Genomic DNA, 15,001 nt, shown 5'->3' on the forward strand with positions numbered 1-15,001 from the left:
CCGGCAGGTTGTTTGTGTTTAAAATTAGTAGACAGTAACAGTGACGTTTTGACGTCCCCAGTTGAGTGCTTCTTGTTGTGAACCAACGAGAAGGTCAAGTTTGTTACCTTGGATAGCGCCGCCACGGTCAAGTACGATGGCTTCACCGATACCAGAGATGTGCATGCGTGTACCAATTGGGTATTGAGCTGATGCTGCAACGATACGCATACCATTGTACGTGATCGTGTTTGTAACATCATAACCGCTGGCAGTCAATGCGCGACCGTTGTAAAGGCGGCTACCGTTATTTGATGGATCAGTTGTGTACGCTGTAACGTTCATTGTTACTTTCGTACCTGATTTTGCTGCTGTTGTTTGTTTTGTTGCTACAGCTGGTTGAGCTGCTGCTTTTGGAGCTGCTTTAGCAACAGGTGCTGCTGGAGCTGCTGGAGCTTTAACAGCTGGAGCTTTTGCTGTTGAACCTGCTAAAGTTGTATAATCGCTGTGTACGTAACGAGTTTTTCCGTCGATTGTTGTTTTGATCCAAGCACCGACTTTGCTTTCTACGTTAACGGACTGGCCTTTATACAAGTTGCCAACGTCTTTAGAGTTTGTAGTAGGTTGCGTACGAACGTTTAATACTGCCGTAGTGACTGTAGCTTTTTTAAAGTCGAATGAAGAACCGGCTGAAGTGTAAGCACCGTGTACATAACGTTTTTGGCCATTGATGTTTGTTTGAATCCATGCACCAGAACGTCCTTCGACATTTAATTTTTGACCTTTATATACGTTACCTACATCCGCTGATGCCGTAGTAGGTGCTGTCCGTACATTTAATACCGCTGTATTTACTGTTACCGTCTCTGAGGCAGCCTCTGTCTCTTGGGCGAATCCTACTGATAGAGCCGTTGCTGCAAGACCTGCAGCGAAAACTGCTTTTTTCATTATTGATGTCCTCCTGACATATGCTGTGTTTACTGTTCCTACTTTACACGGCAATTCAGGGTTGTGCGTTTACAGGTCAGAGTCATTCAAGTTACAAACCGGGCTAGTATGACAAACAGATTGCAAAAATGCATGTTTTGTCACGTCTAGGTCATAATGCTTGGAAAATTAAAGGGGAAGTAGGACTTTAGGCATGGTAAAGAGGAAATATTCTAATTATTCACCTAACTAAAGACTCAAAAAAAGAATCGGATGAAGAAAGTAAAGAAAGAATTAAAGATTTTTTAAAACATAAAACAAAAAAACGCATTATATAGAAGAAACACGAAAAAGCCGCTGACGAATACCATACGTCAACGGCTTTTACATCAGGCTATATGGACGACTGTCGTGTTGTTGCGACAACAAAACAATGTTTTATCCTAAAACAGATTCGTTCGTACGGGAAGGATACGTGTACTTCTGAACGAAACGGGAGTATTCCAGTAATAATAAATCCAGTTCATGACTCAGTTTCAACACATGAGGGGAGGTGAAACTAGACCGATCCGCTTGATGATACAGTTCACTTCGTTTTGCCTCGATTGCTAAAGTCAATAGATGTTGGCTTGTCATAGGATCCTCCCTTACATTGATGTCATATCCATATTCTAGCAAGTGGTTTCTGGCAGTGCAACGACATTTCATCTGTTTTGAGGAAATGTAATTTTTTTGTAATTTCAGTTGTCATGAATCTTTTTAATCTTTCGGAAGATAATAGGTGCTAAATGTCGATTAGTTTGGCAAAATAGAGAAGGAACTTCTTCTTAATTAGAAAGGAGCTGCTGAAATGGAGCTCTCGCTTTGGTTAGCGTTTGGTGCAGGGTTATTGTCATTTGTCTCACCTTGTACGCTTCCGTTATATCCGGTGTTCCTCTCATACATTACCGGTGTTTCTGTAACGGACTTAAAAGAAAAAGGGGTCAGAGAAAAACGGTCACTGTTGCATACAGTAGCGTTTTTGGTTGGATTTGCAATGGTCTTTGCTGTTCTTGGCCTATCGACTTCCTTATTAGCGGATGTTTTCATTACCTACCGTGACACATTGCGGATGGTCGGCGCGCTCGTGATTTTCGTATTTGGTGTGGTATTGCTTGGATTGTGGCAACCGACATTCTTGATGCGTGAGAAAAAACTCAATTTAGGTGAACGAAAGGGCGGGTACATCGGTACGATCCTTGTCGGAATCGGTTTTGCTGCCGGATGGACACCATGTACGGGTCCGATTTTGGCAGGTGTCATCGGACTGGCAGCGACGAACCCGAGTCAAGGCATGTTGTATATGCTGTTTTATGTGCTCGGATTCTCGATTCCATTTTTATTGATGGCCTTTTTCGTCGGTCGTTCGAGATTATTCGTTCAATACAGTTTAAAGATGACAAAATTCGGTGGAGCATTGATGATGTTGTTCGGAATCGTCCTGTATTTTGACGGACTCAGCGCATTTGCTGCATGGATGAGTGATATCGTAGGATTCACTGGATTTTAACAAGGAAGTGATGGGATGATTTGGGTATCAACAGGGGTTGCGCTCGTCATGGGTTTACTGATCAGCTTCATTCGTGTCAAAGCTTCGGCTAAACCGACGAACGCTAAAAAAATCTTAATCCCGCCCTTCGCCATGTCGACCGGGATGCTGCAGTTTTTATATCCGGCATCACGTCTGACCTGGACGGAAGTGGCAGAAGCGTTATTGATCGGGATGATCTTCAGTATTTTTTTGATCAAGACGTCTAATTTTTACGAAGCCGAAGGACAAATTTATTTGCAACGGTCGAAAGCCTTTTTCATCGTCCTGTTCGGGATTCTGATTGTCCGGACCGTCGCGAAGTTTGTCATCGGCGGGCAAATTGATATTTTTGAGACGGGCGGAATTTTTTATCTCGTCGCCTTTGGGATGATTGTGCCTTGGCGGATTGCGATGTACCTGAAGTATAAGCAGGTTAAGTCGGGAATCGTTCCGGTCAAACATTTACCGCAAAACTAAAAGGAAGGATTCTCGCGAGAGAGTCCTTCCTTTTAGTTTTGGAAATAAAGTTCGTAATCCCGCCAATCGATGGCGTGTTCGCGTAAGGCTTTTTTCAAGAATTTATGATCCCGTTTCGGTGTCGCAGAAATATAGCCTTTGACGACCAGTTCGGACGTCATTACAGATGCGCGTTCTTCCAGTGCGAACTGACCGATCCGTCCCGCGATCTTTCGGCGTGCCACATCCCGAAAAGCAGCCGGAACAGGCATAACCAGTGCATTTAATAAATCAAGTGTTTCATCCGTCCATAAATGGCGGGTCTGATCGATGTATTCATCTTCCCAGTCCATCATCGATTTGCCGTCTTCTTTCGGAAGTTTCTTTAGGAACTTCCGGAACATGAAGAAACCGCCAATCGCCATCAATGTGATCATGATAAAGCCCCAGAGCAAAATTCCATTCATGAACCATGCCATCCGTGACTCATCCCCCTTTCAACATCACTTATACATTAGCATAATTTTTTTTGTCATGCTATGATAAATGACGGAGAAAGTGAGGCGGAACGATGTTACAACCTTATGTACAATTGGATGAGTCCGGACGACCTCAAAAAGGTCTGTTGCCGGAGACAGCGGACGGTCGTGTCGTCGAATTTTATTACGATACGAACGGAACGGACATCACGGTCGTATTCGTGACGATTCCGGTTCAGGATACGAGCCGGAAGCGGGCGTTCACGGTCGGAAAAACGTTTAAGACGATTTCGACGCTCGAGGACTTTACATTGGTACGATACGACTTGACGGACCATAAAATCCTCGCGACACTCGAGATGTTTGCCGATGGATCGAAGCGTCAAATTGATGCTTCGAGATTGCTCGACTATTAAAGAAGGAGGAGACGCGGATCGCCGCGACTCCTCCCTTTTTTAATGTTGAATCGAAATCATGCCGTCTTCCATCGAGACCTTCCCGCCGATCGGGAAGGTGAAGAGCGGCATCGTATGACCGAAGTCTGCTCCGGAGATGACCGGAATCGATGAGAGAGCAGGGTACAGGCTGACCAGATAACGCAGGTGTTCATCTGTCATCTGAGTTGCGAGCTGAAAACGACCAAAGACGATTCCTCGAATTTGATCTGCCCCGGGCTGTGCCATCAAAGAAGCAAAATCACGGGCAAATGTCGCCGGATGGACTTCGTAATCATCTTCAAGGAACAGGATACTGTCACGTAAGTCCGGGAAGTACGATGTACCTTGTAACAGATTTAACGTACAGAGGTTTCCGCCAAGCAGACGTCCTGTCGCAGAACCGGACGACAGGACGACAGGTCCCGGATTCGAAAGCGTTACATTTTTTCCTTCGTGTTGATCATGCCAATTGACACTCGGCTCAATCAGCGTCGTTCCGCTTTCGAATAAAACCTTCACGAACGACTGTAACGTATAGGCATCGCGGGAGGCGAGTGCGCGTAACATCGGTCCGGAATAGGTAACGAGTCCGCTTTGCGTCAGGAGTGCCTGACTAAGCGCCGTAATGTCGGAAAAACCGCAGAGAATCTTCGGATTGTTCCGGATTAAATCGTAGTCCAGCCCGTCCAGCAATTCATTGGAACTAAATCCACCGCGGACACATAAAATCGCATCAATCGATGGATCGGCGAACGCGGTGTGGAGATCGTCCAGGCGGCATGCAGGATCACTCGAACCAAACGGATTCAAGGCCCGGGCATGTTGACTGATCGAAACCCGTAAGCCAAACGATTCCAAAACCGTAATTGCCTGATCGAGGATATTTGACTCGACTGTCGCGAGACTTGAGGCCGGTGCGAGCAAACGAACGTGGGAACCGTTCGTCAGCCGTTTCGGGACGATAACGGGAATTTGCTGTTCAATGCATTCAATCCGGTTACCGAACGGGTCATTTGTAAACAAACGTCGGCGTGGTGCCAGGCGGTCATCAAACTGAACAGGGTATCCGTCAGTCTGTAACCGGTTTGCCAAGTCATCCAGATGCGAAAAGGTCAGACCCGGATGCGCTTTTGTGGCAGGATGAAACGGCTCTTCGATACCGAGGTGAAGCAAGGCAGCGTGCGATTCAAACCAGACACCACCGCTTGCTTTGACACCGGACGGTTTGTCAACTTCCTTCATATGTAAAAGCCCGGCATAAAAAGCCCGAGCCTGTTCTTCCGAGTTTCTTGGGGCAGCTAACTGTACATGATCTAACATTCTGACACGTCCTCTCAAGAAAATTAAACGATGAATTCTGTGACCCGTTTGAGTTCCCGTTCGACGAAATTCAAATAAAAATGTCCGTCAATCCGTCGATCCAGTTCCTGGGCGACTTCGTAAATATTGGAGCGCAGTACTCCGAGATAGGCAACTTCGGCATGACGCGCAGCACGGTAGGACGCTGCATAGTGGGCGAGCAGGAATTGCAGGTAACCACGGTCCGTCAATAATGGAATCAACTGTTTTTTCTCTTCCATCGACCAGACGTACTTGTCGTCGTAATACATTGCGGCATAGAGGTGGTACGGTTCATCGCCGCCCGTAAAGAGCGGTTTAACCCGTTTGACTTCTTGGATCAATCGTTCCGTCCAATCAAACCGGTCTTTCTTCCGACTGATGAATAACGGAAGGATAAACGGATGGGCTTGATCGGGCATACGCGAACAGCCATGCTCATGGCGGATTGCGGCATACAGTAACAAGGCCCGGTCTTCGTAACCGCGTTCAATCGCATACGTCATCCGGCTGAAACCTTCGCAAGACGGGCAGTCACTTAATTCATCGGACGGAGCGTCAATCCATTCGGAAAGATAGTGGTCCGCCTGTTCTTCGTCACCGAGTTTGCTGTAAATCATAAAGCCGATATAATCCCGTGTCCGGGCAAAGCCGTGAGTGTCACAAAAATCAACGAACCGGTCAAAGTCTTCTTCTAACAAGGCAACAGGCATATCCTCCTGTTCGGCTGCATAAATTAAATAGGATTTATAATTCCAGTACAGGTCAAGTTCCTGTTTAGGGGTTAATGTCAATTCGTCTTTTCGGACCCAATCCATCAAAAGGGAAAAGGAAACTAAAAAAGAGCGGAAGTGACCCAAATCGAATTGGTTTTGAGAAAACGTCCATAAGGCAAGGGGACGGAGTGTCGCATCAGTCGTGTCTTCAAAAATGGTCCAAAGTGATTCACCACGTTCGAGTGACGGATCTGCCTCTTTTAAACGGAGATATAAAGTGTTGAGTTCTTCGTGAGGGTTCATCTGTACCCCTCCTTTCTTATATGAGTATACCACGCACGGATTCAGATGACGTCACGGATGTCTGTCGACAAAAAAATGATTCCGCCCACGATTAGTCGCGGCTCGGAATCATTTCAAGGATTTGTCGATGTGTGGAACTCGTTGGATGAAGTAAATCATTTATCGTGTAACTGTTCAAGACTTGATGAAACGCAGCAATCGCGTCATCAAAAGCGTCGCGTGCAGGGTCTAAAGAAGGGAGCTCGGACATCCCCTCGAGTGGATCTAAAAAGTGAGTTGTTGGTTCAAACAATTGCACTACGTCACCGATATAAATTTCATCCGGCGGGCTTGCCAAACGGAATCCGCCACCTCGACCTCGAACAGAATGAATCAATCCATTTTGTCCTAACCGATAGACGACTTTCATCAGATGATTTTTTGAAATGTCGTAACAGTCCGCTACTTCCTGAATTCGGACCAATCGATCAGAGTTTGCCCCGGCAAATAACAGGGATCTGATTGCATAATCCGTATAACGTGTCATGCGCATTTTCATCACCTACTTACCTACACATGTTAGAGAAGTTTAATAGGAAGTACAAGTTTGAATGTGCATATCTAAAGATGCATTTTAGAGATTGAATTTAAAGAAAAGGTCGGGCATAATATACGAGGAAAGGTAGGTCATGTCATGCATTTTGATCAGGCATTACATTTATTACAATCGATTGGACCACAAGTGGATCAAAACGGCTTACGAATTGCCAGCCGTTTTTATAAACAGTTGGAAAATAAGTATAGCGCAGAACTGCAGGAAATAGGAAGTCTCGAGCTTCCATCGCAAAGTTTTGAGCTCCGGATCCTCCGATTGGCTCAACTTTTAAAACATGTCACGCATCAACATGAATCCAGTGAACTGTTTAAAATGGTCTTATTAAATGAAATCAGGCAAACCAAATCTTTTATCCTGACCTATCCGGATATCGTCAGTACCGAGATTGTCGATGCGGTCAGAGTGGAGCTTGGATTGTCATCGACGGACCCGGTGCTTGAAGCCTGGCAGATTGTCCATCATCAATTAGTCGAGACGTGTCGCCATTTTTGCAAATATAAGCAACAAGGTGACTGGTCTCGTCTTGGTGTCCTGCTCGTCGCGGAAGGGCATCATCTGGGTGCTATCATCGATGAGGCGCAATATGCGCTGATGAGTGGACGGACAACGACGATTTTACATGTCCGGACAACAAAACCGTCTTCAAAGAAGATGTTGTCAGATCTTAATTCACTCACAAAACAGGGCTTAATTTTTCATAGCATTCAGAATGAGGGATGGGACGAAGAAATTGAAAGTTTCCTGGAACTCATTTCAATAGACGATCCAATCGTTTTCGTGAGCGGCTCGAGTCGATTCATTGCCGAAGTACAACGAACGTTAGAACCTCTGCCCGTTATATTTGGTCCATTTGTTGCGGACGGTGTGTTGCCATCTTGATGGTGTTCGAAAATCAAGTCTGTCTTTTGGAACATTCGAAGCAGAAGCCATTTCCTACATGAGCTGTTTCGGGTTCCGGAATGCTTTGAATGTATAATCAATTTTTTCTCAGATAGGAACAGACCACATATTTTGTCAAACGATCAGAAGGCAATAACGTGTCAGGGAAGTGAACGGGGCTTTTGTCATATAAACATGCGTATAGGAGTCATCAAACGTGATCAAGGCAGAGACAAGATGAGCCCGGATATGGCGACAAGAATGGCTTCGTCGTTGTGGTGTAATCAATTCGTCCCGATTGGAATCGAAGTCTAATAACAGTTGGAGCGGCTGCTCCGTAAAAATCGTCACCTGACAGCGGATCCCGACTCGTTGATAGTAATCGAAGATGCACTGGCGAACGGATAGCGCTCTTTTATGGGTAATCATATGCATCGTCTCTCCCTTAAACCGGAACTGAAGCATCGAGATTCCTACGTTAATGTCCCGATCCTGACACTCCCACTCCCACCACGGAAGTAGTGGGCTTTCTGGCCTTAAATTCTGTAAAGGAGTTCATTTCCTGCTGTGGAGAGTAAATATCTCCACGGAAAACTTGTAAAATAAATACTACTATTTAATCATCAATACCCTTTCTCCTCCTCGAATATCATATAGGACGAAATTCCTTATTAAATCATATACATACGAAAACCCCAAACCGGATACTTTTGACGAGTGTCTGGTTTGGGGTTTCTATATTAAATGAGTAAAAAAAATCTACTTTAATTTATGCGGATTGAGACAACCGTTTCGCGCGTTGGATCGAGCGATCAAGCGCGAGATAAACAAGTCCGGACAGACAACAGGCGAGTCCGACACCGGCAAGTGCATATTGTCCGTTTCCGGAGTCAAGGAACAGGGATCCGAGGAGCGGCGCCGTCACACCACCGATTAGCCACTGGATACTGGCGGCACCGTTATACGTTCCGCGCAAATGTTCCGGTGCAATCAATGCGATGAATGTCATCTGGACCGGTGACATGATCATCTCACCGAGTGTATAGAGTGCGTAGATGAACAGTAAAATCGTGACGAGCACGATATAGCCGGTTCCGAGTGAAAACAGATAAGACGGAATGAACGCGAGTAAAATCATCCCGAGTCCGAAGATGCTCGCCCCGAGCAGCATGACTTTACCGAATGCTTTACCGGACAGGCGGGCAGCGACCGGGAACTGGAACAGGACGACCATGATGCCGTTCAGTCCCATCAGGTACGGGAACGGATTTTTATCGTTCGGCAGTCCCGGTAACGCTTCCTTCAGGAAAACCGGCAACATGCTTTCGACGAGAGCGAAGCCCATCGAGATGAAAACGCCGGCTGCGATGAAAATCACGAAAACATGATCTTTGCGCAGGACGGTGAAGGCTGACAGTTTCGGCTCATCCTGCGTATGTTCGATCTGATCCGGCTTTGTTTCCTGGATGAAGATCAACAAGACGAGTGCATACAGGAAAAAGACGGCGGCAGCGGCATAAAAGATCAGCGACCGGTCGACGAACAGGACAGCACTTCCGATCAACGGACCAAACGCTGCCCCGACATTATGTCCCATCCGGAGTAGTCCGAATGATTCGTTGAGCCGCTCCGGCGGCGTGACATCGGCGACCATCGCGCTCGCTGCCGGGTGGAACAAGGAGTTCGTCAGACCGAGCAAGGCGTTCATCAGTAGTAACGGCCAAAACGAATCGGCGAACGAGAAGCCGATCAACGCGATGACATCGCCGACGATCGAAATGACCATCAGCGGTTTACGTCCGTACAGGTCGGCGAGATAGCCGCCGAGGAACGAACCGAACAGGGACGTGATTGGGCCGGTCGCCATGATGAGACCGACTAAAAAATACGAATCGAGCTGTTCCGAGTAATAAAGAACAAGAAATGGTGCAATCATGAACATCATGACTCCGGTAATCGTTTCCCCGACGAACCGGATCCAAATGTTACGGTCAAGCTGTTTTAGTGCAGTAAACATAAACAAAACCCCTTATATTTCCGTTTTTAGACCATGAAAAAGACGGATACGCACAAATATGGGCATACCCGTCCTGATATAAGAGGGCAGCATGTACGTATACGCATACGTACACCCTGCTTAATTAGAAATTAAACGATTGGGTGACGTACAGTTGTAGCCAATACGTGAATCGATGGTTGCTGATTAAATGATTGTGACATTGTACGTCTCCTCCTTTTTGTAATAGTAACTTCCTCGTCATCGTATAGAACATGAGGCAGGATTGTCAATATGAAATCTGAAAATTAAGTCAACAAAGTGAAATGGACGAGACTGCGAAAATTCGGTATGATAGACTAGTTGCGAAAAAGTATCTGTATCGAGGTTGAATATATAGGTGAAAGGAATTAATGTACATGACAAAACTACTTCAAACCGAAGTCGAGAAACGCCGGATCTTCGGCATCATCTCCCACCCGGATGCCGGGAAAACGACATTAACTGAAAAATTCTTGCTCCACGGTGGAGCAATCCGGGAAGCAGGATCCGTCAAGGCACGGAAAAACTCGAAATTTGCGAAATCCGACTGGATGGAGATCGAAAAACAACGGGGAATCTCCGTTACGTCCTCGGTCATGCAGTTCGAATACGATAAAAAAATCGTCTCGATCATGGATACACCGGGTCACTCCGATTTCGGGGAAGATACGTACCGGATCCTGACAGCCGTCGACTCGGCGATCATGGTCATCGATGCCGCGAAAGGGATTGAGTCCCAAACGAAAAAACTGTTCCAAGTCTGCCGGATGCGCGGAATTCCGATCTTTACGTTTATCAACAAGATGGACCGTCAAGCACGTGATCCGCTTGAATTAATGGAAGAACTCGAAGAAGTCCTCGGCATTCCATCGGTTGCCGTCACATGGCCTGCGGGATCGGGACAACAGTTCGAGGGCGTCTACGACCGTGTCAACGAGAAGTTCCACTGCTTTAAAAACGATCGTCTGACGATTGATCTCGGCGAAGAAGGACTCGCAAACGATCAGTTGGCTTCAACGATCAACAATGAAATGTATGACACGTTAGTCGACGAAGTTGATTTACTCGACGGAGCCGGCAATGAATACAATGAAGAATTGATTGCGAAAGGTGAATTGACACCGGTCTTCTTCGGTTCTGCCTTGGTTGATTTCGGGATTACACCGTTGCTTGAGCATTACCTCAACCTGTCACCGTCACCGACTCCGCGTGAGTCGAACAAAGGACAAATCGAGCCGGCACAAGATTTCTTCAGCGGTTTTGTCTTCAAAATCCAAGCAAACATGAACCCGAATCACCGTGACCGGATCGCGTTCGTCCGGATTTGTACCGGAAAATTCGACCGCGGGATGGAAGTCGTCCTGACGCGGACCGGCAAAAAGATGAAGCTGTCGCAATCGACACAGTTTATGGCGGATGAGCGGGAAACGGTCAACGAAGCGTTTGCCGGCGATGTCATCGGATTGTACGATTCCGGTAACTATCAAATCGGTGATACGATCACGAACGGTGATCCGAGCCTGCAGTACGAGGCCTTGCCGACGTTCGCACCGGAACTGTTCCTGAAAGTCTTTACGAAAAACGCACTAAAGTCCAAACAGTTCCAAAAAGGTGTCGAACAGCTCGCACAAGAAGGAGCCATTCAAGTCTATAAGACGGAATACAACGAAATCATCCTCGGCGCGATCGGACAACTTCAATTCGAAGTCTTCGAACACCGTCTCAAAGGGGAATACGGCGTAGACATCTTAAAAGATGCGGCAAACTTCCAAGTTGCGAAATGGGTCAAGGTAACGGAAATCAGTGAAGTCAAGAAGTTGACGGATTCGCGGACGGTGCTTGTCTATGACCGTTGGGAAAACCCGGTTCTCTTGTTTGCCAACGATTTCGTCTACGAACGGTTCGTTCAGAAAAACGACGGTGTCATCACACTCGTCGACTCACCACAATTACTCAAAGACTAATCTGTTAAAACGTATCTTCCGGTTCACTGGAAGATACGTTTTTTTCGTTTGGAGATGCAAAAAGAAGGGTAAAAATGGAGGTCTGTGAATTCATATCTCTGTGAGAGGAATGGTGTTGACGATGGCGAAAAAATTTGTTGGTATTTTTCATGATGAATCGAGTTTACATCAAAAAATGCAAGCACTAAAACAGCAAGGACATAAGGATTCTGATTTTTCAGTAGTGGGACGGGACGATGCAACAGATGAGACATCTGGTGCGTCCTGGATCGATCAAGTCAAATCGAAGTTCAGCCATGAGCCGCCGCTTCGGGAAACACTAAAGCGGGTCGGTCATTCCGATGATGAAGCGGAACGCCATTACCAGGAAGTCGAGCGGGGAGGAATCGCATTGTTCGCAAAAGACCGGCACGATGAACATGACCATACACATGATCACAATCACGACCATGATCACGACCATTTACATGATCACGACCATTTACATGATAATTCTAACGATGAGAACGACCGTCACGGCGGGAAAGTCGCAAATCCGGGCATCAATGATTATGAATCAGATCGTACAGATGATCATGACAAGAGTGACCGTTCAAAATGGAAGGCTGACGATGTAGATTAATCGAACTGGACGTGAAGCTGAGTTTTTCAGCTTTGCGTCCTTTTTTGTGAAAGTGAAGTTTGTTCATTACCGTTTTGAAAATCACCGGTGCTATACTGAACGTATCAAAGAGGTGAAGAAAAATGAAAAAAACAGTAGCAGCACTAGCCGGTCTCGGCGTTCTCGGAGCGGTCTTCATGACCCGTTATCCGTTGTTCGGCCGCCGACCATCGAAAACAGATCAACAGCGTTATGCCCGTTCGACTCAGTTTTCGAACGGAAAATTTCAAAATGAACTGCCGTTCCAATTAAAAATGGAATGGGAGACGATGAAAAGTATTTTAAAAGATTACGGACGGGAATTGCCGTCGTTAAAACCGGTCAAACCGTTGCCGGTCGTTCCGTTTGAACGCCGGACGGACGGAACCGAACCGCGCGTGACGTGGTTTGGTCACTCGGCCTTTTTACTGGAGCTGGATCAGCAGACGATTTTCTTTGATCCGATGCTCGGTCGCGCCCCGTCACCGTTCCCGAAATTCGGAGGTGGACGGTTCCAGACGACGGCTCCGGTCGATCTCGATGCCTTACCGCCGATCGATCTCGTCATCTATTCGCATGACCATTATGACCACTTGGACTATCATTCGGTCCTGGCGTTAAAAGACCGGGTCGGGCAATTTATCGTCCCGCTTGGTGTCGCAAGCCGTTTAAAAGGATGGGGTGTGGATCCGGACCGGATTACCGAACTCGATTGGCATGAATCCATTGAGATGAACGGTCTTCGCTTAACGGCAACACCGGCCCGGCACTATTCGGGACGAAACGGTCTCGATCAATTTTCGACACTTTGGGCATCATGGGTGCTTGAAGGGTCGAAGAAAGTCTTTTTCAGCGGAGACAGCGGTTACGGGCCCCATTTCAAGGCAATCGGAGAACAATATGGTCCGTTTGATTTAACGATCATGGAATGCGGGCAATACGATACCCGTTGGTCGAACTCACATATGTTGCCGGAGCAGACACTTGCCGCGCATCTCGATGTCAAAGGGGACGTGATGATTCCCGTCCACTGGTCGGCGTTTACGCTGGCGTTTCATCCGTGGTTTGAACCGGTCGAACGGGTGTTGAAGGAAGCGAAAAAACACGACGTGCCGGTCGTAACACCGATGATCGGCGAAAGTGTCACCGCTGCAAGTGAGACCCGCAGATGGTGGCGTGAGGTACGGTGAAGTTAAGTTAAGTGAAACTCGTCTTATTTTCCCGTGCTTTCCTCAGTTTGGTTTGTCTCTGACAGCGCAAAAAGCAAGCGCTCTTTCCCATAGGAGTCACGTGAAAAAGCCGGTGCTAAAAGAGATAGATCGTGTCTGAAAAAATAAATTACCGTGTTCTGAAATGATCAGGAAGAAAAAATCCCCACTTTGTCGCATTTTGCGAGAAAGTGGGGATTTTACTTTGAGATATAGATTAACTGGCAAGCCGTTCTGATTTAGCATCACGTCGTGAACGCAAACGTTCGATGACTTCAAAACCGAGCACAAGCATCGTGCCGATCAATAAGCCGTTACTGAAGAACGGACGTAACGTCAACGGCAGGATTTCCGCCAGGACCGTTGATTGTAACAAAATACTGATTCCGATGACGGCACAAATCGCAAAAGCATGTTTCCGGCGGCTCGTCGTCATGCTGCTTTCAGCGGACTGCCAGGCAATCAGGAACATGTGCGGTAACGTCGCAAGCAGAGCGGCGCTGGCCACACTGCGCGGCAACGTCGCGATAATCCCGATGATACTCGGGAAAAAGCCGATCAGGGCAATGACAAGGGAGGCAATCAAAAACGGTCGGCGTTCCTTACTTCCCGTCTGAGCGATGAAACCACTCGTAATCGGCAATGGAACCGGGACGAGCGTCGAGAACGTCGCCGCAATCAAGTGAATGATCCCTTCGACCGTCAGCCCCTGATTCAAGGCCCCTTTTTTCTGAATCGTCGCTTCGACGGCGCTGAGCGCAGCAATTAAGTTGACGATTAAAAGAATCGCAAATGGAATCGCAACCAAAAAAGCACTGCCGTCAAATTGCGGCATCCCGAACGGTAAAGCCGTCGGAACGGCGAAGATACCGTACGCTGCCGGTAACGACGGACGGCTGACCAACCAGCCGACGACAATTCCGATCATCAAGGCGAATGGCCGGAGACGTGCCGGACCAAACTGGCTGAGTCCGAGCACAAGCAGGAACGTCAGCATTCCGGCGAAGCGTGTTGCTTCAACGGCGAGAACGGCACCGAGCATGACGCCGGTCAGTTGAATACATAATAAAAGCAAAAACGTTCCGCTGACGAGCGGCGTAAAGACCGGTAATAAAAAGCGGGTCCATCCCGTCAACCCGAGGAAAATCAAGACAACGCCGGCAATGACGACCGCGGCCATCGCAATCGTGAAGGCGGTCTTTGAATCGACCGGCAACGCGGCGATGACAACAAAGATACTGACCCATGAACCGGCCGGACCGGATACGATCGGTAACCGGTGACCAAACGTTCCGTGAAGGAAACAGGCGATTCCTCCAACAAAGAAGGATCGTTGAACAAGTGCGGCCGTCTCGACGCTTGAGAGGTCAAACAGACTCGCGACGACGATTGGCAAGGCAATCGTGTTGGCTAATAAAAAAATGATCCACTGGACCGTGGACGTCGTACGTTTCACAAAAATCGTCTCCTTT

General features: G+C 47.3%; 16 protein-coding genes. 7 read left to right on the plus strand and 9 right to left on the minus strand.

Annotated features, from left to right (window positions below):
* Positions 1-24: 24 nt before the first annotated feature.
* Complete coding sequence (locus tag AC3IRK_RS05820; protein ID WP_131502968.1) at positions 25-927, minus strand: SH3 domain-containing protein; 903 nt, start codon at positions 925-927, stop codon at positions 25-27.
* Between the two features lie 417 nt (positions 928-1,344).
* A complete protein-coding gene (locus AC3IRK_RS05825; protein WP_131502967.1) occupies positions 1,345-1,542 on the minus strand; it encodes an aspartyl-phosphate phosphatase Spo0E family protein in 198 nt (65 codons plus the stop codon).
* A gap of 214 nt (positions 1,543-1,756) precedes the next feature.
* On the opposite strand from AC3IRK_RS05825, the gene AC3IRK_RS05830 reads away from it, so the two are divergent.
* The gene (locus AC3IRK_RS05830; protein WP_026828727.1) at positions 1,757-2,455 is read left to right on the plus strand and encodes a cytochrome c biogenesis CcdA family protein; all 699 of its coding nucleotides are present in this window, start codon (positions 1,757-1,759) and stop codon (positions 2,453-2,455) included.
* A gap of 15 nt (positions 2,456-2,470) precedes the next feature.
* On the plus strand, positions 2,471-2,953 hold the full coding sequence (locus AC3IRK_RS05835; RefSeq protein WP_114596177.1) for a CcdC family protein: 483 nt from the start codon (positions 2,471-2,473) through the stop codon (positions 2,951-2,953).
* Positions 2,954-2,985: 32 nt separating this feature from the next.
* Here AC3IRK_RS05835 and AC3IRK_RS05840 read toward each other — a convergent pair whose 3' ends face one another.
* Positions 2,986-3,411 (minus strand): DUF2621 family protein, encoded by a 426-nt coding sequence (locus AC3IRK_RS05840; protein WP_026828725.1) that lies wholly within the window; start codon positions 3,409-3,411, stop codon positions 2,986-2,988.
* A 92-nt stretch (positions 3,412-3,503) separates the two neighbouring features.
* On the opposite strand from AC3IRK_RS05840, the gene AC3IRK_RS05845 reads away from it, so the two are divergent.
* A complete protein-coding gene (locus tag AC3IRK_RS05845) occupies positions 3,504-3,827 on the plus strand; it encodes a hypothetical protein (protein WP_114596175.1) in 324 nt (107 codons plus the stop codon).
* Between the two features lie 39 nt (positions 3,828-3,866).
* Here AC3IRK_RS05845 and AC3IRK_RS05850 read toward each other — a convergent pair whose 3' ends face one another.
* The 3 genes from AC3IRK_RS05850 to AC3IRK_RS05860 form a co-directional block, all read right to left on the minus strand.
* Positions 3,867-5,168 (minus strand): VOC family protein, encoded by a 1,302-nt coding sequence (locus tag AC3IRK_RS05850; protein WP_426355009.1) that lies wholly within the window; start codon positions 5,166-5,168, stop codon positions 3,867-3,869.
* 23 nt (positions 5,169-5,191) lie between these two features.
* Positions 5,192-6,205, minus strand: a complete 1,014-nt coding sequence (locus AC3IRK_RS05855; protein WP_426355011.1) for a hypothetical protein — start codon at positions 6,203-6,205, stop codon at positions 5,192-5,194.
* A 91-nt stretch (positions 6,206-6,296) separates the two neighbouring features.
* A complete protein-coding gene (locus tag AC3IRK_RS05860) occupies positions 6,297-6,737 on the minus strand; it encodes an RrF2 family transcriptional regulator (RefSeq protein ID WP_131502964.1) in 441 nt (146 codons plus the stop codon).
* A gap of 141 nt (positions 6,738-6,878) precedes the next feature.
* Between AC3IRK_RS05860 and AC3IRK_RS05865 the strand changes: the two genes are divergently transcribed.
* Positions 6,879-7,679, plus strand: coding sequence for a hypothetical protein (locus AC3IRK_RS05865; protein ID WP_131502963.1), 801 nt, complete (start codon positions 6,879-6,881; stop codon positions 7,677-7,679).
* A 135-nt stretch (positions 7,680-7,814) separates the two neighbouring features.
* Here the strand turns inward: AC3IRK_RS05865 and AC3IRK_RS05870 are convergent, their stop codons facing one another.
* Positions 7,815-8,108 carry a hypothetical protein gene (locus tag AC3IRK_RS05870; protein WP_131502962.1) on the minus strand — a complete coding sequence of 98 codons (294 nt, stop codon included), beginning with the start codon at positions 8,106-8,108 and terminating at the stop codon, positions 7,815-7,817.
* A gap of 340 nt (positions 8,109-8,448) precedes the next feature.
* The gene (locus AC3IRK_RS05875; RefSeq protein WP_131502961.1) at positions 8,449-9,696 is read right to left on the minus strand and encodes an MDR family MFS transporter; all 1,248 of its coding nucleotides are present in this window, start codon (positions 9,694-9,696) and stop codon (positions 8,449-8,451) included.
* A gap of 398 nt (positions 9,697-10,094) precedes the next feature.
* Between AC3IRK_RS05875 and AC3IRK_RS05880 the strand changes: the two genes are divergently transcribed.
* The 3 genes from AC3IRK_RS05880 to AC3IRK_RS05890 all read left to right on the plus strand — a co-directional run bounded on the left by AC3IRK_RS05880 (position 10,095) and on the right by AC3IRK_RS05890 (position 13,511).
* On the plus strand, positions 10,095-11,681 hold the full coding sequence (locus AC3IRK_RS05880; protein WP_012370017.1) for a peptide chain release factor 3: 1,587 nt from the start codon (positions 10,095-10,097) through the stop codon (positions 11,679-11,681).
* 121 nt (positions 11,682-11,802) lie between these two features.
* Positions 11,803-12,303, plus strand: coding sequence for a hypothetical protein (locus AC3IRK_RS05885; RefSeq protein WP_489170493.1), 501 nt, complete (start codon positions 11,803-11,805; stop codon positions 12,301-12,303).
* A gap of 122 nt (positions 12,304-12,425) precedes the next feature.
* Positions 12,426-13,511: an MBL fold metallo-hydrolase gene (locus AC3IRK_RS05890; RefSeq protein WP_131502958.1), complete on the plus strand. Its 1,086-nt coding sequence runs from the start codon at positions 12,426-12,428 to the stop codon at positions 13,509-13,511.
* 235 nt (positions 13,512-13,746) lie between these two features.
* Here AC3IRK_RS05890 and AC3IRK_RS05895 read toward each other — a convergent pair whose 3' ends face one another.
* Positions 13,747-14,985 carry a purine/pyrimidine permease gene (locus tag AC3IRK_RS05895; RefSeq protein WP_489170494.1) on the minus strand — a complete coding sequence of 413 codons (1,239 nt, stop codon included), beginning with the start codon at positions 14,983-14,985 and terminating at the stop codon, positions 13,747-13,749.
* Positions 14,986-15,001 lie beyond the last annotated feature (16 nt).

It is taken from the genome of Exiguobacterium sp. GL_137 (genome assembly GCF_057834585.1).

What these genes read in the sequence shown, in the direction of transcription:
- AC3IRK_RS05880 (WP_012370017.1), top strand. Translation starts at nt 10,095, where the DNA reads ATGACAAAACTACTTCAAACCGAAGTCGAGAAACGCCGGATCTTCGGC.
- AC3IRK_RS05870 (WP_131502962.1), bottom strand. Translation starts at nt 8,108, where the DNA reads ATGATTACCCATAAAAGAGCGCTATCCGTTCGCCAGTGCATCTTCGAT.
- AC3IRK_RS05830 (WP_026828727.1), top strand. Translation starts at nt 1,757, where the DNA reads ATGGAGCTCTCGCTTTGGTTAGCGTTTGGTGCAGGGTTATTGTCATTT.
- AC3IRK_RS05840 (WP_026828725.1), bottom strand. Translation starts at nt 3,411, where the DNA reads ATGGCATGGTTCATGAATGGAATTTTGCTCTGGGGCTTTATCATGATC.
- AC3IRK_RS05850 (WP_426355009.1), bottom strand. Translation starts at nt 5,168, where the DNA reads ATGTTAGATCATGTACAGTTAGCTGCCCCAAGAAACTCGGAAGAACAG.
- AC3IRK_RS05865 (WP_131502963.1), top strand. Translation starts at nt 6,879, where the DNA reads ATGCATTTTGATCAGGCATTACATTTATTACAATCGATTGGACCACAA.
- AC3IRK_RS05885 (WP_489170493.1), top strand. Translation starts at nt 11,803, where the DNA reads ATGGCGAAAAAATTTGTTGGTATTTTTCATGATGAATCGAGTTTACAT.
- AC3IRK_RS05855 (WP_426355011.1), bottom strand. Translation starts at nt 6,205, where the DNA reads ATGAACCCTCACGAAGAACTCAACACTTTATATCTCCGTTTAAAAGAG.
- AC3IRK_RS05825 (WP_131502967.1), bottom strand. Translation starts at nt 1,542, where the DNA reads ATGACAAGCCAACATCTATTGACTTTAGCAATCGAGGCAAAACGAAGT.
- AC3IRK_RS05860 (WP_131502964.1), bottom strand. Translation starts at nt 6,737, where the DNA reads ATGCGCATGACACGTTATACGGATTATGCAATCAGATCCCTGTTATTT.
- AC3IRK_RS05835 (WP_114596177.1), top strand. Translation starts at nt 2,471, where the DNA reads ATGATTTGGGTATCAACAGGGGTTGCGCTCGTCATGGGTTTACTGATC.
- AC3IRK_RS05875 (WP_131502961.1), bottom strand. Translation starts at nt 9,696, where the DNA reads ATGTTTACTGCACTAAAACAGCTTGACCGTAACATTTGGATCCGGTTC.
- AC3IRK_RS05820 (WP_131502968.1), bottom strand. Translation starts at nt 927, where the DNA reads ATGAAAAAAGCAGTTTTCGCTGCAGGTCTTGCAGCAACGGCTCTATCA.
- AC3IRK_RS05890 (WP_131502958.1), top strand. Translation starts at nt 12,426, where the DNA reads ATGAAAAAAACAGTAGCAGCACTAGCCGGTCTCGGCGTTCTCGGAGCG.
- AC3IRK_RS05845 (WP_114596175.1), top strand. Translation starts at nt 3,504, where the DNA reads ATGTTACAACCTTATGTACAATTGGATGAGTCCGGACGACCTCAAAAA.